We start from the raw sequence: 24,919 nt of genomic DNA, 5'->3' as shown, positions 1-24,919 counted from the left end.
TTCGAGACACGACATTAAGCGACTAACGCTTGTCGGGAATTCCATATTTTCGAAGGCGATGAGCGATGGCGGTGTGCGAAGTATGCAGGCGATTGGCCAGTTGGCGAGTGGAAGGGTAGTCCGCGTAAAGCTTTTCCAGCAGATTCCGCTCAAAGGCTTCGACGGCATTTTCGAGGCTGTCTATCGAGCTGTCGTTCTGACGAGCCACGGCAGTGCCGGCGATATCCAGGTCACCTATATCCACTTGAGTGTGTTCGCAGATGGCGGCCGCGCGAAAAATCACGTTTTGCAATTGCCGCACATTGCCTGGCCAGCGGTTGCCGAGCAGCGCAGGGTAGGTGCCGGGTGCCAGCCTGCAAACCGGGCGCTGAATCTGTGCGCAGGCCTGCTCCATGAAGTATCTGGCCAGCAACAGAATGTCCTGACCGCGCTCGCGCAACGGCGGAACCTCCAGATTGAGGACATTAAGGCGGTAGAACAGGTCCTCACGGAAGGTGCCTTCGCTGACCATTTTTTCCAGATCGCGGTGGGTGGCGCTGAGAATACGCACATTGACCCGCACTTCGCGATCGCCCCCGACGCGCCGGAAGCTGCCATCGTTTAGGAAACGCAGCAGTTTGGCCTGCAGATAGGGTGACATTTCGCCGATTTCATCGAGAAATACGCTGCCCTGGTTGGCCAGTTCCATCAGCCCCGGTTTGCCGCCGCGTTGCGCTCCGGTAAAGGCCCCCGGGGCATAGCCGAACAGTTCGCTTTCGGCGAGGTTTTCCGGCAGCGCTGCGCAGTTCAGAGCCAGGAAGGGTTCGCCGTGGCGAGCGCTGCTGGCATGACAGGCCCGGGCGACCAACTCTTTGCCAGTGCCGGTCTCGCCCTGAATCAGCAGCGGGGCGTCCAGCGCCGCCACCCGTTGCGCTCGCGCCTTTAGGGTGCGGATAGCGGCTGATTCGCCGAGCAGGGCGTCGAAACCTTCGGCGTGATCATGGTGCAATGCCGACAGGCGTTCGCCGATTCGGCTGGGCAGGTACAGGGTAATCAGCGCGCCGGCTTCGGTGATGGGCGTGGCATCCAGCAGCAGCGCTTCACCGTTCAGGGTGATCTCGCGCAGCGGCAGGCGAAAGCCGTTTTCCAGCAACGCGACGTGCAGGCTAGGGTCGCTGAACAGCTCACCGATGGACTCGCCCGCCGGCTCCCGGCCAATCAGCGCGATGAGTGCCGGGTTGGCCAGCAGCACATGCCCGGCGCTGTCGAGTGCCAGTACCGGGTCGGTCATGGCGGCGAGCAACGCGTCCAGCTGCAGGTGGCGACGCTGCCCCGGAAGGATATCGACCACAGTGATCGCTTCCACGCCTCGGACCCGAAACAGCGCGTCCTTGAGCTCTTCGAGCATCTGATGGCTGAGCGTTGGCGCATCGATGTACACGTTGGGCGGCACCATCTCCACCGCATCCAGATTCAGATTGCGTCCACCCAGAATCGCCAGCACTTCCTGGGTGATACCGACGCGGTCGATGAAGCTGACATGGATGCGCATGAGGCGTTGACGGTTCGCGAATGAGAAGGCGGCAAGTATGCCTTGTGGCGACAGGTTTGGTGAAATCCGCTGGTGTTCTTGCGCACGGCTATCGTTCCTCACGCTCCAGCGTGGGAAAGCCGTTCGTGACGCTCCGCGTCATGGATTCACGACGCCCCGCACATTCAGGAGAGGACGCAGAGCGTCCAGAACGGCATACCCACGCGTGGGCACGATGATCTTCTCCGGCCTCGACAGCGCTGGCTTACTCCAGATGCTCCGGCTTCACCGGGTCGCCTGACTTGGCGTGGAGTTTGTCGCGAATGTCCGCGAACATTCGGTCGTAGTCCTTGTGCTGGGCGATGGGCAGTGCGGCCGAGTTGGGCAAGCCGTGCCTTATCGCGATGCGACTCGCGTCGTGGGCGAAGTTGAAGGCAAGGTCACGGGGAAGCTGGAATTGCTCTTCAAACGACTTGCCATTGATTTCGCCCTGCATGGTGAAGTGCATGGACGTGCCTTGTTTGGGATCTTCCTCCACGTTGTAGCGCAAGTGGATGTCATAGCTGATATCCGACGGTTGGAGCGCCACGTGGGTGAGGTGCAGATGGCCTGGCTCGTACATGAAGTGACTCCATCAAGGGGTGAGTGTGCTCAGTCAGACACTGACCGCGACCTTACGGTTCAGCCTTGCGCAGGGTGCCGCGCACCGCATGCCTGCGCTCAACGGTCGATCTTGTCCGGTTCCGGCCTCGACCAGATCCATAGATTGCCCAGCGCCATCCCCGTGAGTGCCAGGTACAGCCACCAGGCATGACCGATCAGGCTCAGCATCACCACGGCGCAGACAAGCATGCTGATGGTTGCGCTGATCTTGGCCTTGCGCGCGACCAGTCGGCCGTTACGCCAGTTGTGCAGTATCGGCCCGAACACCCGGTGGTTTTCCAGCCAGGCGTTCAGCCGCGGCGAACTGCGTGTTGCCGCCCAGGCAGCCAGCAGAATGAACTCGGTGGTTGGCAGGCCGGGAACGAAGATCGCAACGATGCCTATGCCCAACGCGGTATAGGCGAGGATGCCGTATAAAAGGCGTGAAAGTCTTGAACCGGGTGGTTTGTACGTCATGGTCTCTACAGGCAGGTTCGGGGAGCCCGGCCAGCTTAACAGCACCGGGCGCTTTTTCATGCCTGCACAGTTTTACCCACCGCAGTGCATCGATCTGCCATGCGCTGAGCATGTTCGCGAGCGACATCTCTCGCGCCACATGCTCCAGCGCAGTTTCGCCATTACTGCGCGTTATGCAGTGCCAGGCAGTTGTCGAGCATGCGATTGGAGAACGCCCATTCGTTGTCGTACCACGACAGTACCTTGAGCAGCTTGCCGCTGACCTTGGTGTGGTTGGCGTCGAAGATCGACGACAGCGGGTTGTGGTTGAAGTCGTGGGAGACCAGCGGCAGCGTGTTGTAACCGAGCACTTTGGAGTGCTGACTGGCTTCTTTCATCAGCGCGTTGACTTCATCGACGGTGGTTTCGCGCTTCAGGGTCACGGTCAGGTCGACCAGCGAAACGTTGATGACCGGTACACGCACAGCCATGCCGGTCAGTTTGCCTGCCAGCTCCGGCAGCACCAGACCTACGGCTTCTGCAGCGCCGGTCTTGCTCGGGATCATCGACTGCGTGGCCGAGCGGGCGCGGTACGGATCGGTGTGATAGACATCGATCAGGTTTTGGTCGTTGGTGTAGGCATGAATGGTGGTCATCAGGCCGTTTTCGATACCCAATTCGCGATGCAGCACTTGAGCGACCGGGGCCAGGCAGTTGGTGGTGCACGAGGCGCTGGAGATGATCTGGTGCGATTGGCGCAGCGTGTCGTGGTTGACACCATAGACGATGGTGGCATCGGCACCGCTGGCTGGCGCGGAGATAATCACCTTGCGGGCGCCGGCGGTGAGGTGCGCAGCAGCCTTGTCGCGGCTGGTGAACAGACCGGTGCATTCGAACACCACGTCGATGTCCTGCGCTTTCCACGGCAGCTCGGCCGGATTGCGGATGGCACTGACCGAAATACGGTCACCATTGACGGTCAGGCTGTCCTTGTCACACTCGACCGTGCCGCTGAAAGGGCCGTGTACGGTGTCGAAGCGCAGCAGGTGTGCGTTCATTTCGCTGTCGCCAAGATCGTTGATGGCGACGACCTGCAGGTCCTGACGGTAGCCTTGGGTATACAGTGCGCGTAGGACGTTGCGGCCGATTCGGCCAAAACCGTTGATTGCGATACGAAGAGTCATACAGCCGTCCTTCTGAATTTGTTGTTGGAATTACAAGATTATTCTCATAGAAATAGAAAACAAGCCTTTTTAGTGGCAATATTTTGTTTTATCTACAACTACAAGCCTGAAAGTCACTCCCAGTTGATCGAGATCAGGGTTTTGCTCCCTGACAGTCACTGCTCGAAAACCGGAGCCGTCTTTACGGGTGACCTTAGACGTTAGCCTGGAGTTCATCACATGCATCCCCGCGTCCTTGAAGTAACCGAGCGTCTCATCGCCCGCAGTCGCGATACCCGTCAGCGCTACCTTCAATTGATTCGCGGCGCAGCGAGCGATGGCCCGATGCGCGGCAAGCTCCAATGCGCCAACTTTGCCCACGGCGTCGCTGCCTGCGGCCCGGAAGACAAGCAAAGCCTGCGTCTGATGAACGCCGCCAACGTGGCCATCGTCTCTTCCTACAACGAGATGCTCTCGGCGCATCAGCCCTACGAACACTTCCCAAACCAGATCAAACAGGCTTTACGTGACATTGGTTCGGTCGGTCAGTTTGCCGGCGGTGTGCCGGCCATGTGCGATGGCGTGACCCAGGGCGAGCCGGGCATGGAGCTGGCCATTGCCAGCCGTGAAGTGATTGCCATGTCTACCGCGGTTGCCCTGTCGCACAACATGTTCGACGCCGCGATGATGCTGGGCATCTGCGACAAGATCGTGCCCGGCCTGATGATGGGCGCGTTGCGATTCGGTCATCTGCCGACCATTTTCGTGCCAGGCGGACCGATGGTTTCAGGCATCTCCAACAAGGAAAAAGCCGACGTACGGCAGCGGTATGCGGAAGGCAAGGCCACCCGTGAAGAGTTGCTCGACTCGGAAATGAAGTCGTATCACGGTCCGGGAACCTGCACGTTCTACGGCACCGCCAACACCAACCAGTTGGTGATGGAGGTGATGGGTATGCACCTTCCGGGTGCATCATTCGTCAATCCCTACACACCCTTGCGTGACGCACTGACCGTCGAAGCGGCTCGCCAGGTGACGCGTCTGACCATGCAGAGTGGCAGCTTCATGCCGATCGGCGAGATCGTCGACGAGCGCTCGCTGGTCAATTCCATCGTTGCGCTGCATGCGACAGGTGGCTCGACCAACCACACGCTGCACATGCCGGCCATTGCCCAGGCTGCGGGCATTCAACTGACCTGGCAGGACATGGCCGACCTGTCGGAAGTGGTGCCGACCCTGAGTCACGTCTATCCCAACGGCAAGGCCGATATCAACCACTTCCAGGCGGCAGGCGGCATGTCGTTCCTGATTCGCGAGCTGTTGGCTGCGGGTCTGCTGCACGAAAACGTCAACACCGTGGCCGGTTACGGCCTCAGCCGTTACACCAAGGAGCCGTTCCTGGAAGACGGCAAACTGGTCTGGCGTGAAGGACCGCTCGAAAGCCTCGATGAAAATATCCTGCGCCCGGTTGCCCGTCCGTTCTCGCCGGAAGGTGGTCTGCGGGTCATGGAAGGCAACCTGGGCCGTGGCGTGATGAAAGTGTCCGCCGTGGCTCCGGAGCATCAGATCGTCGAAGCGCCGGCCAAGGTGTTCCAGGATCAGAAAGAGCTGGCCGATGCCTTCAAGGCGGGCGAGCTGGAGTGCGATTTCGTCGCCGTGATGCGTTTCCAGGGGCCGCGCTGCAACGGCATGCCCGAGTTGCATAAGATGACGCCGTTTCTGGGTGTCCTTCAGGACCGCGGGTTCAAGGTCGCGCTGGTCACCGATGGACGCATGTCGGGCGCGTCGGGCAAGATCCCGGCGGCGATTCATGTCTGTCCGGAGGCGTTTGACGGTGGCCCATTGGCTCTTGTGCGTGATGGCGATGTGATTCGCGTGGATGGTGTAAAAGGCACGTTACAAGTTCTGGTCGAAGCGTCAGAATTGGCCGCCAGAGAACCGGCCATCAACCAGATCGACAACAGTGTCGGCTGCGGTCGCGAGCTTTTTGGATTCATGCGCATGGCCTTCAGCTCCGCAGAGCAAGGCGCCAGCGCCTTTACCTCTAGTCTGGAGACGCTTAAGTGAAGTTGGCCCTGGTCGGTGATATAGGCGGTACCAATGCACGTTTTGCCATTTGGGAAGACGACACGCTGCATTCTGTCCGGGTGTTCCCGACCATTGACTACGCCGGCCCGGAGAAGGCCATTGAAGTCTATCTGCAGGACCTGGAGCTGCAGCGCGGTGATATCGGCCATGTGTGCCTGGCGGTGGCCGGGCCGGTCGATGGCGATTTTTTCCAGTTCACCAATAGCCACTGGCAGTTGAGCCGCAAGGCGTTCTGCGCCGACCTGCAGGTCGATGAACTGCTGCTGATCAACGACTTCACCGCCATGGCGCTGGGCATGACCCGGCTCAAGGACGATGAATACCTGACGGTCTGCCACGGCGTCGGCAAGCCTGATCGGCCGCGCGTAGTGGTGGGGCCGGGGACCGGGCTGGGCGTCGGTACACTGATCAAACTCGAAGGCAATCGCTGGATGGCGTTGCCGGGTGAGGGCGGTCATGCCGATCTGCCCATCGGCACCGCACGTGAGGCGCTGCTGTGGACACGGCTGATGGCCGAGCACGAGCATGTCAGCGCCGAAGTCGTGCTCAGCGGTGCGGGCTTGCTGTTGCTGTATCAGGTCAGCTGCGCGCTGGACGACATCGAACCGGTGCTCAAATCACCTGCGGCGATCACCACGGCTGCGCTCTCGGGTGACCCGGTAGCTGCGGCGGTGCTTGAACAGTTCTGCGTGTTTCTCGGCAGAGTGGTCGGCAACCATGTGCTGGCCCTGGGCAGTCTCGGCGGGGTTTATATCGTTGGTGGCGTAGTTCCGCGATTCACTGAGTTCTTCATCAACAGCGGCTTCAAGCGCGCCATGGCCGAGAAGGGCGTCATGAGCGACTATTTCAAAGGCCTGCCGGTGTGGCTGGTCACGGCCGAATACCCGGGCCTCATGGGTTCGGGCGTGGCCCTGCAACAGGCGTTTGGTGCGCAGATCTGAGTGATATGGCATAACAACAAAAATTTACAGCCAGACAAGGACGCTTCAACTTGAGCCCAGTCAGTAAATCGATCCTGTTGGTGGACGACGATCAGGAAATTCGCGAGTTGCTGGACACCTACCTGAGCCGCGCCGGTTTTCAGGTGCGTACGGTGGGCGATGGCGCGGATTTTCGTCGGGCGTTCAATGACGAACCGAGCGATCTGCTGATCCTTGACGTCATGCTGCCCGATGAAGACGGTTTCAGCCTGTGTCGCTGGATCCGCCAGCATCCGCGTCAGCCGCATGTGCCGATCATCATGTTGACCGCCAGTTCGGACGAGGCCGACCGGGTCATCGGTCTGGAGCTGGGGGCCGATGATTACCTCGGCAAGCCATTCAGCCCGCGTGAGCTTCAGGCCCGCATCAAGGCGCTGTTGCGGCGTGCCCAGTTCGGTCAGGAGCGTCCGGGTGGCGACGTGATCCTGTTTGATGAGTGGCGACTGGACATGGTCAGCCACCGGCTGTTTCACAGTGACGGCGAGGAGGTGATTCTGTCCGGCGCCGACTTCGCACTGCTTAAACTGTTTCTCGACAACCCGCAGCAGATACTCGACCGTGACACCATTGGCAACGCCACGCGTGGGCGTGAGCTGATGCCGCTGGAGCGAATCGTCGACATGGCGGTCAGCCGCCTGCGCCAGCGTCTGCGCGACACCGGCAAGTCACCGCGTCTGATCCGTACCATTCGCGGCAGTGGTTACCTGCTGGCCGCAAACGTCAACTCGCAAGCGGGCAACGGCTATTAAACCGACAGGGGCAGTCGCGAAGAGAACCGGCCTGCCGCTGCCGCGCTCGTTGCTGGGGCGCATGTTGCTGCTGACCTTGCTGGCGGTTTCGCTGGCTCAGGCACTGTCCAGCGTGATCTGGCTGTCACAGCTGCGTGCCACGCAGATGGAAGGCCTGGTGACCAGTGCGCGCAGCCTGGCGTACTCGATGGCGGCCAGTGTCAGCTACTTTCGCTCATTGCCGCTGGCCTACCGGCCCATGGTGCTCGACCAGTTGCGCAGTATGGGCGGCACACGGTTCGTGGTGTCACTCAACGATCACCCGCTGGACATGCAGATCATGCAGCCCACCCCTCGCAAGCAGGCGGTGCTGGACGTGGTGGGCGAGGTGCTGCGCCAGCGTCTGGGTAGTGGGCCGGACATCACCGTATGGTTCGCGCGGCCCGAGGAGCTGAGGATTTTCAACAGCGGCCTCAAACTCGATGAGCTGCCGCGTTCGTGGGCGCATTACGCGCTGACACTCGAGCCGGTGAACCCGCCGGTGCTGGTCACGCAAATCGAAATGGCGCCTGGCGAGTGGTTCTACATCGCCTCGCTGCTGCCCGAGCCCTACACCTCGCTGGAGGAGCAGGAGCTGCCTCTTCAACAGGTCTCGTTCATTGTCCTGACCAGCGCATTTCTGCTGTTGTTCATCGGGTTGCTGGTGCACTGGCAGAGCAGGCCGCTCAAGCGTCTGGCGCGGGCCGCACGGGACATGTCGCTGGGCGCGGACGTCGAGCCTGTGGTCGAGGGCGGCGGCAGCGAAGTCATCGAGGTCAGCCGGGCGTTCAATGCCATGCGCACGCGGATCAGTCGCTACCTGACCGAGCGGGGGCAGTTGTTCAGTGCCATTTCCCATGATTTACGTACGCCCATCACCCGTTTGCGCTTGCGGGTCGAGCTGCTCGAGGATGAGCAACTGCAACGCAAATTCAGTCGTGATCTGGATGAACTGGAGCTGCTGGTCAAAGGCGCGCTGCAGTGCGTCAAGGACACTGATATTCATGAAAACATCGAGCCGGTAGACCTCAACGCGCTGCTGGAATGTCTGGTTGAACCTTGGCTGCTTGCTGATGGCAATGGGCGGGTTACGCAGCAGGGGGAGGCGCACGCTGCCTATTCAGGCAAACCGCTGGCGCTCAAGCGCTGCATCGGCAACCTGATCGATAACGCACTCAAATATGGCTACCGCGCGCACCTGAAGGTCGAGGACGATGCTCATGCGTTTGTGCTGCATGTCGATGACGAAGGCCCTGGCGTTCCCGAGCAGCGTCTCGAGCACGTGTTCGAACCGCATTTCCGCCTGGCAGGCAATCAACAGCAGGGCTATGGTCTCGGCCTGGGCATCGCTCGCAACATTGCCCACAGTCATGGCGGCGAAGTCAGCCTGCAGAACCTGCGTGACGGGGGGCTGCGGGTAACCTTGTACTTGCCGAGAACGGCGGAATGACGCGCTGGGCAGTGACTTTTGGCTAGAAATTGCACGGGGATTTCAATTGTCACCATCCTGTGACAATCGCGCGTCCCTTCGTTACTGTTGCCGCGTCAGGCTTGGTTAGACTCCCACGAAGCGCAAGCACCAGACTTGCTCATGCATAACAACAAGAAAGGTCAATTCGATGAATTCCATGTCACGTCTCGCTGTTGTCATCTCTCTCGCTTCGTTGTTCCCTCTGAGCGCTAACGCCGCTGACTCCAAAGGCACCGTAGAAGTCGTGCACTGGTGGACGTCGGGTGGCGAAAAGGCTGCAGTCGATGTTCTGAAAGCTCAGGTTGAAAAGGACGGCTTTACCTGGAAGGACGGCGCCGTTGCAGGCGGCGGCGGCTCCACGGCCATGACCGTGCTCAAGAGCCGTGCGGTTGCTGGCAATCCTCCCGGTGTGGCCCAGATCAAAGGCCCGGATATTCAGGAATGGGCCTCTACCGGCCTGCTCGATACCGATGCGCTGAAAGAGGTCGCCAAGTCCGAGAAGTGGGACTCCCTGCTGGACAAGAAAGTCTCCGACACCGTGAAGTACGACGGTGATTACGTAGCAGTACCGGTGAACATTCACCGCGTCAACTGGCTGTGGATCAACCCTGAAGTCTTCAAGAAAGCCGGTATCGACAAGGCGCCTACAACGCTCGAAGAGTTTTACGCGGCAGGCGACAAGCTGAAAAAAGCCGGCTTCATCCCGCTCGCCCACGGTGGCCAGCCTTGGCAGGACAGCACCGTCTTTGAAGCTGTCGTGCTCTCGGTGATGGGGGCTGACGGCTACAAGAAAGCTCTGGTCGATCTGGACAACGGCGCGTTGACCGGCCCAGAAATGGTCAAGTCGCTCACCGAACTCAAGAAAGTCGCGACCTACATGGATGCCGACGGCAAGGGCCAGGACTGGAACCTGGAAGCTGGCAAAGTCATCAATGGCAAGGCCGGCATGCAGATTATGGGTGACTGGGCCAAGAGTGAATGGACCGCAGCCAAAAAGGTCGCTGGCAAGGATTACCAGTGCGTAGCCTTCCCGGGCACCGAAAAGGCGTTTACCTACAACATCGACTCGCTGGCCGTCTTCAAGCAGAAAGACAAGGGCACGACTGCCGCACAGCAGGATCTGGCCAAGGTCGCCATGGGCGAGGACTTCCAGAAGGTCTTCAGCATCAACAAGGGTTCGATCCCGGTTCGTGAAGACATGCTGTCCGACATGAGCAAATACGGTTTCGACTCGTGTGCGCAAACCGCTGCGAAGGACTTCCTGGCTGATTCGAAAACCGGTGGTCTTCAGCCAAGCATGGCGCACAACATGGCAACTACGCTGGCAGTGCAGGGCGCGTTCTTCGATGTGGTGACCAACTACATCAATGACCCGAAAGCTGATCCGGCCGAAACAGCCAAAAAGCTGGGCGCTGCGATCAAGTCTGCCAAGTAATTCGTTCTGAACCGCCTTTAACCGTCGTCCGCAGTGTTGAAATCCCTGGTTGATTTCACCTGCGGCTGCGGCCTGGATTCGATACACCGCATGGGATACTCCCGATGAGCTCTGTCGCTGCGAACAGCAAAGCCTCGCCAATGGATGCGCTGCAACGCTGGCTACCAAAACTGGTGCTGGCCCCCAGCATGTTCATCGTGCTGGTGGGTTTCTATGGCTATATCCTCTGGACATTCGCACTGTCGTTCACCAACTCGACGTTCCTGCCTTCCTATAAATGGGTCGGTCTGGCGCAATACGCGCGTCTCATGGACAACGATCGCTGGTGGGTGGCAAGCAAGAACCTTGCGGTCTTTGGCGGGATGTTCATTGCAATCAGCCTGGTGATCGGGGTCCTGCTGGCCGTCCTGCTGGACCAGCGGATTCGTCGCGAGGGCATGATTCGTACTATCTACCTGTACCCGATGGCGCTGTCGATGATCGTCACCGGTACTGCCTGGAAGTGGTTGCTCAACCCAGGCCTGGGCCTGGACAAGATGTTGCGCGACTGGGGCTGGGAAGGTTTCCGTTTCGACTGGCTGATTGACCAGGACCGCGTGGTGTACTGCCTGGTCATCGCCGCGGTATGGCAGTCCTCCGGCTTCGTCATGGCGTTGTTTCTGGCAGGTCTGCGTGGCGTCGATCAGTCGATCATTCGCGCGGCCCAGATGGATGGCGCGAGTTTGCCGATGATCTACTGGCGCGTCGTGCTGCCAAGCCTGCGTCCGGTGTTCTTCAGTGCCGTGATGATTCTCGCGCACATTGCGATCAAGAGTTTCGACCTGGTAGCCGCGATGACCGCCGGTGGCCCCGGTTACTCATCCGACCTGCCGGCGATGTTCATGTATTCGTTCACCTTTAGCCGCGGCCAGATGGGCATGGGTTCTGCCAGTGCGATTCTGATGCTCGGCGCGATCCTGGCGATTCTGGTGCCGTATCTGTATTCCGAGCTGAGGACCAAACGCCATGACTAGTCATGTTGGCAAACCGGGCATCAGCTTCAGTCGTGTTCTGATTTACGCCGTGCTGATGCTGGCCTGTCTGATTTATCTGGTGCCGTTGGTAGTGATGCTGTTCACCAGCTTCAAGACACCCGAAGATATCGGCACCGGCAACCTGTTGAGCTGGCCGAGCGTAGTGACTGCAATCGGCTGGATAAAAGCCTGGGACCTGGTCGATGGTTATTTCTGGAACTCGATAAAAATCACTGTTCCGGCCGTGATCATCTCCACCGCAATCGGCGCGCTCAATGGCTATGTGCTGTCGATGTGGCGCTTCAAGGGCTCGCAGCTGTTCTTCGGTCTGTTGCTGTTCGGTTGCTTTCTGCCGTTTCAGACCGTCCTGCTGCCGGCATCCTTCACACTGGGCAAGATGGGCCTAGCCAACACGACCACCGGGCTGGTGTTTGTTCACGTGGTCTACGGACTGGCATTTACCACGCTATTCTTCCGTAACTACTACGTCAGCATTCCCGATGCGCTGGTCAAGGCTGCACGATTGGACGGTGCCGGCTTCTTCACCATCTTCGGGCGCATCATTCTACCAATGTCCACGCCTATCGTGATGGTTTGCCTGATCTGGCAGTTCACCCAGATCTGGAACGATTTCCTGTTCGGCGTTGTGTTCTCCAGCGGCGATTCTCAGCCGATCACTGTGGCTCTGAACAATCTGGTCAACACCAGCACAGGTGCCAAGGAATACAACGTTGACATGGCGGCGGCGATGATTGCCGGCCTGCCGACACTGCTGGTCTACGTACTGGCTGGCAAGTATTTCCTGCGTGGGCTCACGGCCGGCGCGGTCAAGGGGTAATCATGGCGACTCTCGAATTACGCAACGTCAACAAGACCTACGGCAGCAACCTGCCGGACACACTCAAGAACATCGATCTGTCGATCAAGGATGGCGAGTTCCTGATCCTGGTCGGTCCATCGGGCTGCGGTAAATCCACCCTGATGAACTGCATTGCCGGTCTGGAAAGCATCAGTGGCGGGGAGATTCTGATCGACGGCCAGGACGTCAGCGGCACCAGCCCCAAGGACCGTGACATTGCGATGGTCTTTCAGTCCTACGCCTTGTATCCGACCATGAGCGTGCGTGAAAACATCGCGTTCGGGCTGAAGATCCGCAAGATGCCGCAAGCCGACATCGACGCTGAAGTGGCGCGCGTTGCCAAGCTGCTGCAGATCGAGCACCTGCTCAATCGCAAGCCGGGTCAGATGTCCGGTGGCCAGCAACAGCGTGTCGCGATGGGGCGTGCCCTGGCACGTCGACCGAAGATCTACCTGTTCGATGAGCCGCTGTCCAACCTCGATGCCAAGTTGCGCGTCGAGATGCGTACCGAAATGAAGCTGATGCATCAGCGCCTCAAAACCACCACCGTTTATGTGACCCACGATCAGATCGAGGCCATGACGCTGGGTGACAAAGTGGCGGTGATGAAGGACGGTATCGTCCAGCAGTTCGGTACGCCCAAGCAGATCTACACCGATCCGGCCAACCTGTTCGTCGCCAGTTTCATCGGTTCGCCGCCGATGAACTTCATCCCGCTGCGCCTGCAACGCAAGGATGGCCAGTTGATCGCTGCGCTCGACAGTGGCCAGGCACGTTGCGAACTGCCGGTGGGCGTGTCCGATGCAGGCCTTGAAGATCGAGAAATCATTCTCGGTATTCGCCCTGAACAGATTATGCTGGCCAGCGCTGAATCGACCGGGCTGCCGACCATTCGTGCCGAGGTTCAGGTGACCGAACCGACCGGTCCGGATACGCTGGTGTTCGTCACGCTCAACCAGAGCAAGGTCTGCTGTCGCCTTGCCCCGGATGTCGCACCGCAGGTGGGCGAGAGCCTTACCTTGCAGTTCGACCCTGCCAGGGTGCTGATTTTCGATGCCCAGAGCGGCGAGCGTCTTGGCGTGCTGGGAGCGCGGCAGGCGGCCGAACGGGAAAACAATGTGTCACCGGTCGAGCCGCAAGTGATAAATTGATTCAGCAACGAGTATCGCTGGCTGGCCGTTGGCTGCCAAAACGCACGGTCGACCAGCGAACACAGGGCAGTGAATGAAGCAACACGTCTACCAAAGCTAATAACAATAAAACGAGGATTGATGGGATGAAGAAGATCAACAAAGGTAAATCGCTTTCCCGGCTCCAGTTGGTATGCAAGCTGTCGGCGTTGGGTGCGATGGGTCTGGCAGGCAGCGTTCACGCCGCCGAGCCATTTGCCGCAGATTCACCCTGGATGACGGGTGACTGGGGTGGCAAGCGCACCGAGTTGCTGGACAAGGGTTATGACTTCTCGCTGGAATACGTTTCCGAGATGGCCAGCAACCTCAAGGGCGGCTACAACGACGACACCACCGGTCGTTACAGCGACCAGTTCGCGCTGGGCATGAAAGTCGATTTGCAGAAGGCGTTTGGCTGGCAGGACGCGGAGTTCAAGTTGGCGATCACCGAACGTAGCGGTCGCAACATCTCCAATGACCGTATCGGCGATCCTCGCGCCGGTACACTCAGCTCCTCCCAGGAAGTCTGGGGCCGTGGTCAGACCTGGCGCCTGACCCAGATGTGGATCAAGCAGAAGTACTTCGACGGCGCGCTGGACGTCAAGGCCGGCCGTTTCGGTCCGGGCGAAGACTTCAACAGCTTCCCGTGCGACTTCCAGAACCTGTCGTTCTGCGGCTCGCAGGTCGGTAACTACGTAAGCACCTGGTACAACTGGCCAATCAGCCAGTGGGCGTTGCGCATCAAGTACAACATCACGCCTGAAGTCTATGCACAGGTCGGTGTCTACGAGCAGAACCCGTCCAATCTGGAAACAGGCAACGGCTTCAAGCTCAGTGGCAGTGGCACCGAAGGCATGATTCTGCCGGTCGAGCTGGTCTGGACTCCATCCTTCAACTCGTTGCCCGGTGAGTACCGCGTCGGTTACTACAAGAGCACGCCGAACGCCAATGACGTCTATGAAGACGTGAACGGTCAGCCGCAGGCTTTGACTGGCGCAGCGTTCAAGTCGCACAGCAGCAAGCATGGCTGGTGGGTCGTAGCTCAGCAACAGCTCACCACTCATGACGGCGATGCGTCGCGTGGTCTCAGCATCTTTGCCAACGCCACCGTGCATGACAAGGCGACCAACTTCGTCGACAACTACCAGCAGATCGGTTTCACGTACAAAGGTCCGTTCAACTCGCGTCCGAAAGATGACATCGGTATCGGTATCGCCCGTATCCACGTCAACGACGATGTGCAGGATCGCGTGCGTCTGGCCAACCAGATCAGCGGTATCAATGACTACGACAACCCTGGCTACCTGCCGGTCCAGAGCACCGAGTACAACTCTGAAATCTATTACGGCTTCCATGTCACCAACTGGCTGACCGTGCGTCCCAACCTGCAGTACATCAAGCATCCTGGTGGCGTAGATCAGGTTGATGATGCGCTGGTAGCGGGCATCAAGATCCAGTCGAAGTTCTGATTATTGACTGACGCGTAACGCGATCAAGGGTCGTGTGTGCTTTGCGGGCAGCCTGGCTGCCCGTTTTTTTTGGCTTGATCCTTTTATTTTTCAGGGACGCGATTGGCGATGACCACTCACGACGCGCAACTGCCTGAACATCCATTGCAACGCTTCTTCCGATCCCGACGTGCCAGACCGACTTTCGAGTGGGAGCGCCATCAGCTGCGCGATGTACTGGTCATCGACCACCCGCAGTGTCAGGCCGTGTTCAGTCGCCAGGGCGCGCAATTGCTGCATTTCCAGCCACAGGGCCAGAAACCCTGGCTATGGTGTGCCGCGCAGTGGCCACAGGTGGGGGCCATTCGTGGAGGCGTGCCGGTCTGTTGGCCTTGGTATGGCCGACATCCCGGCGAGAGCGGCTGGCCGGCGCACGGCTGGGGGCGTTTGCTGGACTGGAAGCTGATCGACAGCAGTGAATGCGAAGAAGGCGTGAGCCTGCACTGGCGCTTGCAACTGTGGGACTGGCAGGTCGATCTGCATGCCGAACTGGGGCAGGGCATGGAACTGCGTCTGAGCACGTGTCACGAGGACAGCGAACCGTGTCACTTCAGCCATGCGCTGCACGCGTATTGGCGGATCGGCGATGTGGCTGAAGTCGCACTGGAGGGGCTCGACGGCGCACAGGGTTACGACGAACTCAGCCGACAGGCGTGTCAGCAACAAGGCGAACTGCGCGTGGCAGGCGCCTGCCAGCGCGTATTCGAACACGCCGGTGCCGTACAGCTCCAGGACCCGATCTGGCAGCGCAGGCTGAACATCGACACCGGCGACAGCCCCAACACCGTCGTCTGGCATCCCGGCAGCAGACCGCTGCTCGGCGTATGCGGCAGCGAAACCACAGGCTTCGTCCGCGTCGAAGCCGCCTCAGGCTCCGGCGACACCTTCAGCCTACGGCCCGGAGAACAGGTGCAGCTCAAACTGCAAGCCAGCCTGGCAGGGTGAGTTGCAGATGACGCGGAGCGTCGGCACGATAGTCAACGACACCCAGTCAGCCCTGATCCTCGATCGGATAACGGCTGTCATTCAGACTTTCCTTGATCTTGCGCAAATGCGGCTGAAAATCGACGCCGCGGCGCAACGTCATACCCGTTGCCAACACATCGAGCACCGTCAACTGAATGATCCGCGACGTCATCGGCATATAAATATCCGTATCTTCCGGCAGAGGAATGTTCAGGCTCACCGTACTGGCCTGAGCCAGCGGCGAACCGGCTGCCGTCAGCCCCAGCACCGACGCGCCGTTGGCCCGCGCGATACGCGCCACCTCCACCAACTCACGGGTACGCCCCGTATACGAAATAATCACAAACAACTCGCCGGTATGCGCCACCGACGCAATCATCCGCTGCATCAGCACATCGGCATGCGCCGTCACCGCCAGATTGAAGCGGAAGAATTTATGCTGCGCATCCAGAGCCACCGGCGCAGAGGCGCCCAGCCCGAAAAAATGGATCTGCCGCGCCTGAATGAGCATGTCCACAGACTTGCTGATCAAGGCCGGGTCCAATTGCTGGCACGCGCTGTCCAGTGACGCGATGGCACTGCCGAAAATCTTCTGGGTATAGGCCTCAGGATTATCATCCGCTTCCACCGCACGGCTGACATAGGCTGCGCCGCTGGCCAGGCTCTGGGCCAGTTGCAGCTTCAATTCCGGATAGCCGCTGACACTGAACGAACGGCAGAAGCGATTGACCGTCGGCTCGCTGACCTTGGCGGCCTGGGCAAGCGCTGCAATGCTCAGCCGCGTTGCCATCTGCGGGTTGAGCAGGATGACCTCGGCCACTTTACGTTCGGCCTTGTTCAGCTCGTCGAGTCGGCCCTGGATTTGCTCCAGGAGGTTTCTTACGCGGTCCATTCAAAGTCCTTGTCGGGGCTGATTTACCAACGGTTTTGCCTTGAGCTTTTATTAGCCCTTTAGCCTGTAGCAAAGGTGGCCTATCGTACTGAGGGCCTGTGTTGATCACCACTGGAATATGCTTTTAGGCAGAATGTTGTGGTTATTACTACATATGGCCTTGAGTAACGCCTTTAAAAAAGGTATTTGTAGCCTAACTTGATAAAAGAACCAACATTATGCCCTTGATTACGGTTGAACCGTGCACATTTGCCCTGTTTGGTGCCCTGGGGGACCTGGCGGTACGCAAGCTGTTCCCGGCTCTTTATCAGCTTGATCGCGCTGGACTGCTGCATGAAGACACAAAAATTCTTGCCCTGGCGCGTGAACCGGGCGACGAAGAGTCGCATCTGGCGTACATCGAAAAATCCATGCGCCGTTTCATTCCCGAAACGGAACTGGAGCCGGACAACCTGGGCCGCTTTCTGGCGCGCCTCAGCTACCTGCATGTCGACTTCCTCAAGGCCGAGGATTACGTCGCACTTGCCGAGCGGGTCGGCACTGCCGAAACCCTGATCGCCTATTTCGCCACGCCGGCCTCGGTCTACGGTGCCATCTGCGAGAACCTCGCGTCGGTCAACCTCGCCGAGCGCACGCGTGCCGTACTGGAAAAACCCATCGGCCACGACCTGGCCTCTTCGCGCCGTGTCAATGACGCCGTCGCGCAGTTTTTCCCGGAAAACCGCGTTTATCGCATCGACCACTATCTGGGCAAGGACACGGTACAGAACCTCATCGCTCTGCGCTTTGCCAACAGCCTGTTCGAAACCCAGTGGAACCAGAACCATATTTCGCACGTAGAGATCACGGTGGCCGAGAAGGTCGGCATCGAGGGCCGTTGGGGCTACTTCGATCAGGCCGGCCAGCTGCGTGACATGATTCAGAACCACCTGCTGCAGCTGCTCTGTCTGATTGCCATGGACCCGCCCAGCGACCTGTCTGCCGACAGTATCCGTGACGAGAAGGTCAAGGTGCTCAAGGCACTGGCCCCGTTCACCCCCGAGCGTCTGGCGACCCAGGTGGTGCGCGGCCAGTACACCTCCGGCTACAGCGAAGGCAAGGCGGTGCCTGGCTATCTGGAGGAAGAAAACTCCAATACCCAGAGCGATACCGAAACCTTCGTCGCGTTGCGCGCCGACATCCGCAACTGGCGCTGGTCGGGTACGCCGTTCTATCTGCGCACCGGCAAACGCATGCCGCAGAAGCTGTCGCAGATCGTGATCCATTTCAAAGAGCCGCCGCACTACATCTTCGCGCCTGAACAGCGTTTGCAGATCAGCAACCGCCTGATCATCCGCCTGCAGCCTGACGAGGGCATTTCCTTGCAGGTGATGACCAAGGATCAGGGCCTGGACAAGGGCATGCAGCTGCGCAGCGGTCCCTTGCAACTGAATTTTTCCGACACCTACCGCAGCGCTCGTGTCCCCGACGCTTATGAGCGGTTGTTGCTGGAAGTCATGCGTGGCAATCAGAACCTGTTTGTCCGCAAAGATGAGATCGAGTACGCCTGGCAATGGTGTGATCAGTTGATCGCTGGCTGGAAGAAGGCGGGCGATGCGCCCAAGCCTTACCCGGCCGGAACCTGGGGGCCGATGAGCTCCATTGCCCTGATTACTCGCGACGGGAGATCCTGGTATGGCGACATGTGACCTCAAGCTGCCAGCAGGGCTGGTAGCACACGATTTCGACACAGCGCAGCAACTGGCCGATGCACTGGCTGAAACTGTCGCCGAGCGCCTCAAGCAGGCGATCAGCAAGAACGGTCTGGCGACGCTGGTGGTGTCCGGTGGACGCAGCCCGGTGGCCTTCTTCCAGCGTCTGGCGGCACAGCCGCTGGAGTGGTCGAAAGTCGTCATCAGTCTGGCGGACGAGCGCTTCGTGCCGACCGAACATGCCGACAGCAATGCCGGCCTGTTGCACCGCCACTTGTTGCAGGGGCCTGTGGCGAAGGCGAAGTTTCTCGGCCTGTACAGCGTGGCGAGCAGTGTCGAGGAAGCCGCGCAGGCTGCCGATCAGGCACTGGCCGAGCTGCCACCCATCGATGTACTGATTCTGGGCATGGGCGACGACGGGCATACCGCGTCGCTGTTCCCCAACAGCCCGAATCTGAGTGAAGCCCTCGACCTGCAAGGCGAGCGCCGCTGCCTGCCCATGCTCGCACCGAGCGTGCCGCACCAGCGCCTGACCCTGACCCGTCGCCTGCTGGCGTCGGCACGTTCGCCGATTTTGTCGGTATCCGGTCAGGCCAAACTCGACACCTTGCGCACCGCGCTGGCAGGCGATGACCTCGCCGAAATGCCGGTACGTGCCTTTCTCAACCCGTCTCTCGAGATTTACTGGTGCCCATAAGCCCCGATAAGCCCCACAAACAAAGGAACCGTCGCCATGACACAGAATGAAAATAATCAGCCGCTGACCAGCATGGCGAACAAGATTGTCCAGATCGACGAACTCTGCGCCAAGGCGAAGATTCTGCCGGTGATCACCATCGCCCGTGACCAGGACGTACTGCCGCTGGCCGATGCACTGGCCGCTGGCGGTATGACTGCGCTGGAAGTGACCCTGCGCTCGGCGTTCGGCCTGAGCGCCATTCGTATCCTGCGTGAACAGCGCCCCGAGTTGTGTGTAGGCGCGGGAACCATCCTGGACCGCAAGATGCTGGCTGACGCTGAGGCGGCCGGTTCGCAGTTCATCGTCACCCCTGGCAGTACGCAAGACCTGCTGCAAGCTGCGGTCGACAGCCCTTTGCCGCTGTTGCCGGGCGTCAGCAGCGCTTCGGAAATCATGATCGGTTACGCCATGGGCTATCGCCGCTTCAAGCTGTTTCCGGCTGAGATCAGTGGTGGTGTGGCAGCGATCAAAGCCCTGGGCGGGCCGTTCAATGAGGTGCGTTTCTGCCCAACGGGTGGCGTCAACGAGCAGAACCTCAAGAGCTACATGGCCCTGCCCAACGTTATGTGCGTGGGCGGCACCTGGATGATCGATAACGCCTGGGTCAAGAATGGTGACTGGGGCCGTATTCAGGAAGCGACTGCGCAGGCAATGGCGCTGTTTGACTGATTTTCAGGATTTCGGCGTCAGCCCATTGCGGCTGATTCCGACAAGGAAGTTGTTGTTGGTTGTATGGCTTTTCGGTGCTCCCTGGTCCGGAGCACCGTTTTTTTCTCCCCGGACCGTCTCTTCGCTTTTACCCTTTGTCCTTGAACGACTGACGTGGACGCGTACGCAGCGGGTCCAATAGCGCGCCAAGGCCGTTGTGATCGATTTCCTGCATGAGCGCCAACAAACCTCCCAGCTCTCCTTTGGGAAAGCCTTCCCGCGCAAACCAGTTCAGGTAATGCCCCGGTAAATCAGCGATTAGCCGGCCCTTGTATTTGCCGAACGGCATTTCCTGTGTCACGAGCAACTTGAGTTTTTCCGGATTCATTCGCGATAAGCCTGCGTTTCTCTCTCAGCCCGTACGATACGTGCATTCTGCATGCAGGCCAAACCGCCGATCATGCAGAAGTCACGAACGGTAAATTGTGAAAATTTCGTAAGATATTGATTTTAAACAATTATTTTCATATCAAAAACTGGCACGGTGCCTGCAATTACCTATACATCGAACACTTTCGTATCAACCTGCCATTAGGAAATTATCAAATGACTGATATCAACAAAGAAACGATCTCTATCCTGAATGACCTGATCGAAACCAGCAAAGACGGGGAAGAAGGTTTCCGTACCAGCGCAGAACACGCAAAAAGCGCTCAGGTAAAATCGTTCCTTGCAAACCGCTCTACTGAAGTGGCTGCAGCCGTCCGTGAACTGCAAGCTGAAGTAACCGCACTGGGTGGCAAGCCTGAAGATTCTTCCAGCGTATCTGGCGCACTACACCGCGCATGGGTCAACCTGAAGTCGATGGTTACTTCCGACGACGACAAGGCTGTACTGGAAGAAGTCGAGAAAGGTGAAGACGTTGCCAAGAAGGCTTATCGCGAAGCTCTGGAAAAAGCTCGTGCCAAGAACGTTTCCCCTAACGTGATTGCTTTGATTGAAAAGCAGCAGGCTGGCGTTCTGGCCAACCACGACAAAGTTAAAGCACTGCGTGATGCAGCCCGCGCCGCATCGTAATTCGATGCCTCAGCGGTAACTGAAAAAACGCCAGCCAGTCTGGCGTTTTTTTATGCCTGAAGGCAGCCCTTCAAACCTGATCCATCACCTTTCGGGCAACCGAACTGCGGTACTCGACCCGGTTACGTCCATTGTCCTTGGCCTGATACAGCGCCTTGTCGGCCACCCCGAAAAATGCCTCCAGTTTGTCGCCCTGGCGAACGACCTCCGAAGCGACCCCGATGCTCACAGTGATGGGATGCTCGGCATTCCTGAACAGAGGCAGTGACTCTGCGGCCTTGCGGATTTTTTCCGCGATCAACATGGCGCCCGGCAAGTCTGTTTCCGGCAGTACCACCACGAACTCTTCGCCGCCATAGCGTGCAATCCGGTCGCCTGGACGGCGGATGCAGTATGAGATGGTCTGCGCAATCAGCCGCAGCGCCTCGTCCCCGCCCTGATGGCCATGACGCTCATTGAATGCCTTGAAATGGTCTACGTCGATCATCAGCAATGACAGCTGTTTGCCAGAGCGTTGCGCTCGCGCCCACTCGATTTCCATGGCTTCGTCAAGCTGACGGCGGTTATCGAGCCCGGTCAGACCATCTGTCGCGGCCAGGCTGGCCAGTGCATCTTCGGCACGGTGGCGTCTTCTCAGTTCGCGACACAGCAGCCAGGTCAGCCACAGAATGCCCAGACACAAGACGCTGGTGGCCGAGCCGACCAGCCAGGCGTTGCGCTGCCAGACGGCATACACCTCATCCTCTGACTGCCCGATGACGACGATCAGCGGCAAGTTGCCGACTCTGGAGAAGGTATACAGCCGGCGAGCGTTCAACTGCGTCGACATCGCGGCAAAGCTGCCATCGCCTTCCTGAAGAATCCGCTGAAAGTTGGGGCTGTGGCTGTAATCTTTGCCGATCAGCTCCTGGCCTTCCATTTCCGGGTAGCGAACGACCAAAATGCCCGAGGTATTGATCAGGTTGATGCTGCTGTCAATGCCCAGATTCTGGCTCATGAACAGGTGCTTGAAATACACCAGACGCATCTCTGCGCTCACGATCCCCATGAACTCGCCGTTGGGCCCTGATAGACGGCGGCTGAAACTGATGCACCAATCCTTGTAGCCCCAGCGAGTCTTGTACGGCGCGCTGACATGTAGCGTCAAAGAGCGGTCTACGGCATGGTCCTTGAAATAGGCACGGTCAGAAAAGTTGTCGTGTCGAGGGGTGACAGACAAAGAATCAGCCAATAGTTCGCCGCGGTTATCGAGCAATACCAGATCGCCCTTGTAAGAGGCGGCAGTGGCGCGATCGAACAGAACAAGTTGGCGCAGTTCAGGTGACAGTTGCTGAAGGTCCGGACGCTGCCACGCGCTGATCATGCCTTGCAGTGAAGAGTCGTAAAGTTCTGCGTTACGCATGACGTCGGCATCGATCAAACGCACGATATTGGACGCTGCGCGTGCTGCTGTCTGTGCTGCGTCGTCGCGCTCCTGGGCCAGTAGAGACGCCACGATCGCCAGAATGGCGAGCATTGAAACCGAGCTGCCAAAAATCAATATCAGCTCCGGACGGGTCCATCTGAGCCGGGCTCGCCGAGAAAACGCAAACACCATCATCGGTTGTTCTACCTGCAGACGAATGATTCTTGATAACCGGTTAATAAAATTATCATTTATTTGGGGAACTTATTGGCGCGTGTATAACACGCTCCTTATAGCCTCATATGAATGGAATGTGAATAAAGCAAGTGTATTTAAAACGCTGCGGACAGGCGCACACTGAGGGCCGTGAAAATGGTCAGTGTAGTCAGTATTTTCGGTGTCAGCGGGGCAACTGGATGCCGAAGGTATTGGCGCCCTTGCCGCTGTTCACGAACACGGTGCCGCCGTGCATCAAGGCAATCGCCTTGACGATGGCCAGCCCCAGGCCGTGATTGGCGCCGCTGTTGCTGCGTGAGGCATCCACCCGATAAAAACGCTCGAACAGTCTGGGCAAATGTTCCTGAGCGATTTGTTCGCCCGGATTGGTCACGCTGACAGTGACATAGGCGTCGCGGGATTCGATGTTGACTTCAATGACTTCGCCAGCGCCAGTGTGCTGAACGGCGTTATGCAACAGGTTGATCAGCGCGCGGCGCAAGTGGGGCTTTTCAATCGGCGCGCTGGCGTCGCCGTTGACACGGACTTGCACGTGCGCGTCTTCCAGAATGAAGTCCAGGTAATCCAGCGTCGTAGCGACTTCTTCAGCCAGTGAGGTGCAGGTCTGTGCCTTGACCTTGGTGCCCTGATCGGCGCTCGCCAGAAACAGCATGTCGTTGATGATCGAGCGCAGGCGCTCCAGCTCTTCGAGGTTCGACTGCAGCACCTCGAAATAATGCTCGGCAGAGCGGCCACGGGTCAGCGCCACTTGGGTCTGACCGATCAGGTTGGTCAGCGGCGAGCGGAGCTCGTGCGCCACGTCGGCATTGAACGACTCCAGCCTTGAGTAGGCTTGCTCGACGCGTTCCAGCGTGGAGTTGAACGAGGCGACGAATTGTTCGAGCTCCGGTGGCAGCGGCGATAGCTGCAAGCGTCCGGACAGCCGCGGCGGGGCGAGCTTCTGGACTTCCTGCGAGAGGCTGGTCAGCGGTCGCAGGCCAATTCGCGCGACCCAGTAGCCCAGCGCCGACGCGAGCAGAATGCCCAGCGTGGCGAGGCTGATCAAGGCGACCAGCAGCGAGTGCTGCGTGTGCCAGAACGTCTCGGTGTCGATGGCGGTCAGAAAGCGCAGTGCCGGACGCTGTTCCTTGGCGGGAAACTCGCTGACCAGCACTTTAAACGAAAACGGGTGATCCGCCAGTTTCAGGTCGTGCATGCCCAGCGGCCCCTGCGCAAAACGACGAATGTCAGCGCCAGGGTTGCCGAACTCGTAGAGCGGATTGTCACTCACCACCCAGAAGCGCAGGCGTTTATCCTCTTCACTGAGCAAGGTGAGCTTGGTCTTGATCTTGCCCCAGTGCTCCGGGTTGCCGAAACGATTGACCGCCGATTCCAGCACGCTGTAGCGCGCATCCACTTCCGCGCGGGGCAGCAGGTCGAGGCTCTTGTCGACCTGAAGGTACAAGGCCCAGCCGATCAGCAGAAAGACCACCAGCGCCACCAGCGCGAACAGCCCGCTCAGGCGCAGGGCAATTGAATCAACCCGCACTGCGGTTCTCCAGCACATAGCCCATGCCGCGAATGGTGTGCAGCAGCTTGTGTTCGTAAGGACCGTCGAGCTTGGCCCGCAAGCGCTTGATCGCGACTTCGACCACATTGGTATCGCTGTCGAAGTTGATGTCCCAGACCATCTCGGCGATGGATGTCTTGGAGAGAATGTCGCCCTGACGCCGGGCCAGCACGCTGAGCAGCGAAAACTCCTTGGCGGTCAGGTCAAGGCGCAGGCCGGCGCGGGTCGCCTTGCGGCTGATCAGGTCTATCCACAGGTCGGCGATGGTGATCTGCACCGGTTCGTGGCCACCGCTGCGCCGGGTCAGGGCCTGCAGGCGGGCGACCAGTTCCAGAAAGGAAAACGGTTTGCCCAGGTAATCATCCGCGCCTTCGCGCAGGCCGCGAATGCGGTCGTCGACCTGCTCGCGCGCGGTCAGCATGATCACGGGTGTCTGTTTGCGCGCACGCAACGCACGCAACACACCAAAACCATCCAGGCCTGGGAGCATCACGTCGAGAATGACAATCGCGTGGTCATTCTCCAGCGCCAGGTGCAGGCCTTCGATCCCGTCTCGCGCCACGTCCACGGCATAGCCCTGTTCGGTCAGGCCCCGACGCAGGTAGTCGGCGGTTTTCTCTTCGTCTTCGATAATCAGCACGCGCATCGGGCGAC

At 59.2% G+C, this 24,919-nt stretch carries 23 protein-coding genes; 14 read left to right on the top strand and 9 right to left on the bottom strand.

Annotated features, from left to right (window positions below):
• Positions 1-22: 22 nt before the first annotated feature.
• The 4 genes from JOE29_RS19170 to gap form a co-directional block, all read right to left on the bottom strand.
• The gene (locus JOE29_RS19170) at positions 23-1,531 is read right to left on the bottom strand and encodes a sigma-54-dependent transcriptional regulator (RefSeq protein ID WP_004402903.1); all 1,509 of its coding nucleotides are present in this window, start codon (positions 1,529-1,531) and stop codon (positions 23-25) included.
• Positions 1,532-1,775: 244 nt separating this feature from the next.
• Entirely contained in the window at positions 1,776-2,132 is a 357-nt protein-coding gene (locus tag JOE29_RS19165; protein ID WP_003341799.1) for a DUF5064 family protein, read from the bottom strand.
• A 98-nt stretch (positions 2,133-2,230) separates the two neighbouring features.
• Positions 2,231-2,689: a YbaN family protein gene (locus tag JOE29_RS19160; RefSeq protein ID WP_003314041.1), complete on the bottom strand. Its 459-nt coding sequence runs from the start codon at positions 2,687-2,689 to the stop codon at positions 2,231-2,233.
• A gap of 101 nt (positions 2,690-2,790) precedes the next feature.
• Complete coding sequence (gene gap / locus JOE29_RS19155) at positions 2,791-3,792, bottom strand: type I glyceraldehyde-3-phosphate dehydrogenase (RefSeq protein ID WP_003408944.1); 1,002 nt, start codon at positions 3,790-3,792, stop codon at positions 2,791-2,793.
• Positions 3,793-4,011: 219 nt separating this feature from the next.
• Here gap and edd point away from each other — a divergent pair, with 219 nt between their 5' ends.
• The 10 genes from edd to JOE29_RS19105 all read left to right on the top strand — a co-directional run bounded on the left by edd (position 4,012) and on the right by JOE29_RS19105 (position 16,006).
• On the top strand, positions 4,012-5,838 hold the full coding sequence (edd, locus tag JOE29_RS19150) for a phosphogluconate dehydratase (RefSeq protein WP_003415262.1): 1,827 nt from the start codon (positions 4,012-4,014) through the stop codon (positions 5,836-5,838).
• A complete protein-coding gene (locus JOE29_RS19145) occupies positions 5,835-6,800 on the top strand; it encodes a glucokinase (protein WP_210079771.1) in 966 nt (321 codons plus the stop codon). Before edd ends, JOE29_RS19145 begins: the two co-directional genes overlap by 4 nt.
• A 50-nt stretch (positions 6,801-6,850) precedes the next feature.
• On the top strand, positions 6,851-7,588 hold the full coding sequence (locus tag JOE29_RS19140; RefSeq protein ID WP_003341820.1) for a response regulator transcription factor: 738 nt from the start codon (positions 6,851-6,853) through the stop codon (positions 7,586-7,588).
• A gap of 61 nt (positions 7,589-7,649) precedes the next feature.
• A complete protein-coding gene (locus JOE29_RS19135; protein WP_044312035.1) occupies positions 7,650-9,056 on the top strand; it encodes an ATP-binding protein in 1,407 nt (468 codons plus the stop codon).
• A 169-nt stretch (positions 9,057-9,225) separates the two neighbouring features.
• Entirely contained in the window at positions 9,226-10,512 is a 1,287-nt protein-coding gene (locus JOE29_RS19130; protein WP_029573163.1) for an ABC transporter substrate-binding protein, read from the top strand.
• 104 nt (positions 10,513-10,616) lie between these two features.
• Positions 10,617-11,525, top strand: coding sequence for a sugar ABC transporter permease (locus tag JOE29_RS19125; protein ID WP_003314048.1), 909 nt, complete (start codon positions 10,617-10,619; stop codon positions 11,523-11,525).
• Positions 11,518-12,363 carry a carbohydrate ABC transporter permease gene (locus tag JOE29_RS19120; protein ID WP_003433593.1) on the top strand — a complete coding sequence of 282 codons (846 nt, stop codon included), beginning with the start codon at positions 11,518-11,520 and terminating at the stop codon, positions 12,361-12,363. The genes JOE29_RS19125 and JOE29_RS19120 overlap by 8 nt, the downstream gene beginning before the upstream one ends.
• 2 nt (positions 12,364-12,365) lie before the next feature.
• Positions 12,366-13,535: an ABC transporter ATP-binding protein gene (locus JOE29_RS19115; protein WP_210079770.1), complete on the top strand. Its 1,170-nt coding sequence runs from the start codon at positions 12,366-12,368 to the stop codon at positions 13,533-13,535.
• 125 nt (positions 13,536-13,660) lie between these two features.
• Positions 13,661-15,022 (top strand): carbohydrate porin, encoded by a 1,362-nt coding sequence (locus JOE29_RS19110; protein ID WP_057406408.1) that lies wholly within the window; start codon positions 13,661-13,663, stop codon positions 15,020-15,022.
• A gap of 108 nt (positions 15,023-15,130) precedes the next feature.
• The gene (locus JOE29_RS19105; protein WP_017277796.1) at positions 15,131-16,006 is read left to right on the top strand and encodes a D-hexose-6-phosphate mutarotase; all 876 of its coding nucleotides are present in this window, start codon (positions 15,131-15,133) and stop codon (positions 16,004-16,006) included.
• Between the two features lie 46 nt (positions 16,007-16,052).
• Here JOE29_RS19105 and JOE29_RS19100 read toward each other — a convergent pair whose 3' ends face one another.
• On the bottom strand, positions 16,053-16,919 hold the full coding sequence (locus JOE29_RS19100) for a MurR/RpiR family transcriptional regulator (RefSeq protein WP_002552324.1): 867 nt from the start codon (positions 16,917-16,919) through the stop codon (positions 16,053-16,055).
• Between the two features lie 218 nt (positions 16,920-17,137).
• On the opposite strand from JOE29_RS19100, the gene zwf reads away from it, so the two are divergent.
• Genes zwf through JOE29_RS19085 form a run of 3 tightly spaced genes read left to right on the top strand, consistent with a single transcriptional unit; the run spans position 17,138 to position 20,018 of the window.
• Positions 17,138-18,607 (top strand): glucose-6-phosphate dehydrogenase, encoded by a 1,470-nt coding sequence (zwf, locus tag JOE29_RS19095; protein ID WP_003314055.1) that lies wholly within the window; start codon positions 17,138-17,140, stop codon positions 18,605-18,607.
• Complete coding sequence (gene pgl, locus JOE29_RS19090) at positions 18,594-19,307, top strand: 6-phosphogluconolactonase (RefSeq protein WP_003314056.1); 714 nt, start codon at positions 18,594-18,596, stop codon at positions 19,305-19,307. The genes zwf and pgl overlap by 14 nt, the downstream gene beginning before the upstream one ends.
• Before the next feature lie 36 nt (positions 19,308-19,343).
• A complete protein-coding gene (locus JOE29_RS19085; protein ID WP_003314057.1) occupies positions 19,344-20,018 on the top strand; it encodes a bifunctional 4-hydroxy-2-oxoglutarate aldolase/2-dehydro-3-deoxy-phosphogluconate aldolase in 675 nt (224 codons plus the stop codon).
• 127 nt (positions 20,019-20,145) lie between these two features.
• Here JOE29_RS19085 and JOE29_RS19080 read toward each other — a convergent pair whose 3' ends face one another.
• On the bottom strand, positions 20,146-20,385 hold the full coding sequence (locus JOE29_RS19080) for a DUF3820 family protein (protein ID WP_003341842.1): 240 nt from the start codon (positions 20,383-20,385) through the stop codon (positions 20,146-20,148).
• Between the two features lie 218 nt (positions 20,386-20,603).
• Here JOE29_RS19080 and JOE29_RS19075 point away from each other — a divergent pair, with 218 nt between their 5' ends.
• Positions 20,604-21,074 carry a PA2169 family four-helix-bundle protein gene (locus JOE29_RS19075; RefSeq protein WP_003314059.1) on the top strand — a complete coding sequence of 157 codons (471 nt, stop codon included), beginning with the start codon at positions 20,604-20,606 and terminating at the stop codon, positions 21,072-21,074.
• Positions 21,075-21,144: 70 nt separating this feature from the next.
• Here JOE29_RS19075 and JOE29_RS19070 read toward each other — a convergent pair whose 3' ends face one another.
• The 3 genes from JOE29_RS19070 to JOE29_RS19060 form a co-directional block, all read right to left on the bottom strand.
• Positions 21,145-22,674 (bottom strand): sensor domain-containing diguanylate cyclase, encoded by a 1,530-nt coding sequence (locus JOE29_RS19070; protein ID WP_003408978.1) that lies wholly within the window; start codon positions 22,672-22,674, stop codon positions 21,145-21,147.
• A gap of 205 nt (positions 22,675-22,879) precedes the next feature.
• Complete coding sequence (locus JOE29_RS19065; protein WP_003408980.1) at positions 22,880-24,244, bottom strand: heavy metal sensor histidine kinase; 1,365 nt, start codon at positions 24,242-24,244, stop codon at positions 22,880-22,882.
• Positions 24,234-24,911 carry a heavy metal response regulator transcription factor gene (locus tag JOE29_RS19060; RefSeq protein ID WP_003421813.1) on the bottom strand — a complete coding sequence of 226 codons (678 nt, stop codon included), beginning with the start codon at positions 24,909-24,911 and terminating at the stop codon, positions 24,234-24,236. The genes JOE29_RS19065 and JOE29_RS19060 overlap by 11 nt, the downstream gene beginning before the upstream one ends.
• Between the last annotated feature and the right edge of the window lie 8 nt (positions 24,912-24,919).

It is taken from the genome of Pseudomonas sp. PvP009 (assembly GCF_017832995.1).
GTDB classification, from domain to species: domain Bacteria; phylum Pseudomonadota; class Gammaproteobacteria; order Pseudomonadales; family Pseudomonadaceae; genus Aquipseudomonas; species Aquipseudomonas syringae.
This window is presented reverse-complemented; position numbering and strand designations above follow the sequence as displayed.

Coding starts and splice junctions, on each gene's coding strand:
- edd (WP_003415262.1), top strand. CDS start 4,012: ATGCATCCCCGCGTCCTTGAAGTAACCGAGCGTCTCATCGCCCGCAGT.
- JOE29_RS19130 (WP_029573163.1), top strand. CDS start 9,226: ATGAATTCCATGTCACGTCTCGCTGTTGTCATCTCTCTCGCTTCGTTG.
- JOE29_RS19085 (WP_003314057.1), top strand. CDS start 19,344: ATGACACAGAATGAAAATAATCAGCCGCTGACCAGCATGGCGAACAAG.
- JOE29_RS19105 (WP_017277796.1), top strand. CDS start 15,131: ATGACCACTCACGACGCGCAACTGCCTGAACATCCATTGCAACGCTTC.
- JOE29_RS19060 (WP_003421813.1), bottom strand. CDS start 24,911: ATGCGCGTGCTGATTATCGAAGACGAAGAGAAAACCGCCGACTACCTG.
- JOE29_RS19125 (WP_003314048.1), top strand. CDS start 10,617: ATGAGCTCTGTCGCTGCGAACAGCAAAGCCTCGCCAATGGATGCGCTG.
- JOE29_RS19115 (WP_210079770.1), top strand. CDS start 12,366: ATGGCGACTCTCGAATTACGCAACGTCAACAAGACCTACGGCAGCAAC.
- pgl (WP_003314056.1), top strand. CDS start 18,594: ATGGCGACATGTGACCTCAAGCTGCCAGCAGGGCTGGTAGCACACGAT.
- JOE29_RS19160 (WP_003314041.1), bottom strand. CDS start 2,689: ATGAAAAAGCGCCCGGTGCTGTTAAGCTGGCCGGGCTCCCCGAACCTG.
- JOE29_RS19110 (WP_057406408.1), top strand. CDS start 13,661: ATGAAGAAGATCAACAAAGGTAAATCGCTTTCCCGGCTCCAGTTGGTA.
- JOE29_RS19120 (WP_003433593.1), top strand. CDS start 11,518: ATGACTAGTCATGTTGGCAAACCGGGCATCAGCTTCAGTCGTGTTCTG.
- JOE29_RS19075 (WP_003314059.1), top strand. CDS start 20,604: ATGACTGATATCAACAAAGAAACGATCTCTATCCTGAATGACCTGATC.
- JOE29_RS19070 (WP_003408978.1), bottom strand. CDS start 22,674: ATGATGGTGTTTGCGTTTTCTCGGCGAGCCCGGCTCAGATGGACCCGT.
- JOE29_RS19100 (WP_002552324.1), bottom strand. CDS start 16,919: ATGGACCGCGTAAGAAACCTCCTGGAGCAAATCCAGGGCCGACTCGAC.
- JOE29_RS19165 (WP_003341799.1), bottom strand. CDS start 2,132: ATGTACGAGCCAGGCCATCTGCACCTCACCCACGTGGCGCTCCAACCG.
- zwf (WP_003314055.1), top strand. CDS start 17,138: ATGCCCTTGATTACGGTTGAACCGTGCACATTTGCCCTGTTTGGTGCC.
- gap (WP_003408944.1), bottom strand. CDS start 3,792: ATGACTCTTCGTATCGCAATCAACGGTTTTGGCCGAATCGGCCGCAAC.
- JOE29_RS19170 (WP_004402903.1), bottom strand. CDS start 1,531: ATGCGCATCCATGTCAGCTTCATCGACCGCGTCGGTATCACCCAGGAA.
- JOE29_RS19135 (WP_044312035.1), top strand. CDS start 7,650: ATGTTGCTGCTGACCTTGCTGGCGGTTTCGCTGGCTCAGGCACTGTCC.
- JOE29_RS19080 (WP_003341842.1), bottom strand. CDS start 20,385: ATGAATCCGGAAAAACTCAAGTTGCTCGTGACACAGGAAATGCCGTTC.